At 58.3% G+C, this 1,565-nt stretch carries 2 protein-coding genes; both read right to left on the bottom strand.

Translation table 11 applies throughout. The features are described 5' to 3' along the window. Positions 1 to 28 precede the first annotated feature (28 nt). Positions 29 to 910, bottom strand: coding sequence for a TniB family NTP-binding protein (locus BLT54_RS21900; protein WP_024099410.1), 882 nt, complete (start codon positions 908 to 910; stop codon positions 29 to 31). A gap of 1 nt (position 911) precedes the next feature. Further along, on the bottom strand, positions 912 to 1,565 hold a 654-nt coding region (locus BLT54_RS21895; RefSeq protein ID WP_176832952.1), incomplete at its 5' end, for a Mu transposase C-terminal domain-containing protein.

Below are 1,565 nucleotides of genomic sequence, written 5' to 3'. Positions count from 1 at the left end.
GCGACAGTCTTGGGCAGCGGGTGCGGCTTCACACCCCGGACTTCTCGAGCCGCCGATGGGGGTTCGCATGGCGCGACCAAACCGGCGTCCATTTTGCGATTGCGTCATCGGTGATGCATTCATCACCTGTGACAATGGCGTCGATGGAAAGATCCTTGATCAGGGCGAAGATGCGCGAGGTCACCCCGCCGGTCAGCGCAAGTATCTGCTTTAGTGACTTGACCTTCAGATTGGATTTCTTCTCGAGGGGCATTGCCGCGATGAGTGTCTGGATCATGTCCGAGAACTCGGCGTCGTCGCGCCAGTTTGGAAGGTGATGTTCGTCCAGCCGCCTGGCAAGCTGGATATCACCACGGATGGCATCGACGGCCTCGCTGACCCCCAGGCAGACCAGCGACACTTCGAGTTCATTGCTGAGATACCGCAGAACATTGAGAAAGCGGCGCTGTTCGCGGTGGGTCCCGGCCAAGAGGTTGTGGACTTCGTCGATCATGATCATCCGCAGGCCAAGGTCGCGCAAGAGCGCGACGACACGGACTTCGAGGGAGGCCACATTTTGAGCGCGCGCGCTCAGTGCCGTGGCCGGTGCCCCGACGGTCGCCAGGATGTGCAGATAGAACCGTCGTTCGTCGGGAGCTGGTGGTGCTTGTAACAGTAACAGCGGCGTTCGCGTAATTCCCGATGCTGGGTCATATTCCGGTGCATATCTGCGCGAAAGATTGCGGGCGATCATCGTCTTTCCGATCCCGGACGCGCCATGCACAAGAAGGCCAGGCATACGGGTTTGCCTTGGCGCTTCGATCATACACTGCAAACGGTCCAGAACTTGTTCGGCCCGCGGAAAGCCAATCCAGATATCCGATTGAATGAGGGTGATCCGACCGTCTTCCTCTGTTTTTCCTGCCCTCAATTCACCATCTCTCCACCTTGAACAATGGGCGCGATGTATCACCCGTATCGATCGCGCGCAGCCCTTCGGTTGTTGAGACGGCCGAGTTGGCGCCCTCCAATGTCCCTTTTCTTTCACGGGATCGGCGTTCGGCCCTCGTCAGGCTCCGGCTTTCAGACTCGATTTGGCGTTGCTGTCGGATCAGCTCAGCCAGGACCAGCTCATTGGACCCGGACTTGCCAAGGGCACGGGCATTCCTCATGGCTTCGCGATATTCCCAGAGCGACACAGGCGGAATTTCCAGGTTTCGGTACCGAGCTTCGACGTATCGGTCATTATCCAGTTCGACCCAGATCACCGAGAGGTCGCGAGGGTCGTAGCGGACGACCACCTTTCCATCCCCGCGCCCGATGTGGCCTGCAAGCGCATCGGACCAGTACCGTATCTGGAACAGATGGATGCCGTCACGCCTGACCTTGCGCAGTTCACTTGGCAGAAAGCTCACCCGAAAGGCTTCAATCTCGAAGGGGATATCGCCCATCATTTGCTCTGAGAGCGCCTCCCATTTGGCAACGGGCGTGCAGCCAAGACTTGAATGAATGCTGTTGTTGTAGCGGCAGATTTCCAGAGCAAACCAGCGATCGAAGTCGCTTAAGGTCATCGTGGCCATGCCCTC

The organism is Celeribacter baekdonensis, from assembly GCF_900102315.1.
Classification (GTDB): Bacteria; Pseudomonadota; Alphaproteobacteria; order Rhodobacterales; family Rhodobacteraceae; genus Celeribacter; species Celeribacter baekdonensis.
Note: the sequence above shows the minus strand (reverse complement) of the source record. Positions and strands in the feature narration are given on the sequence as shown.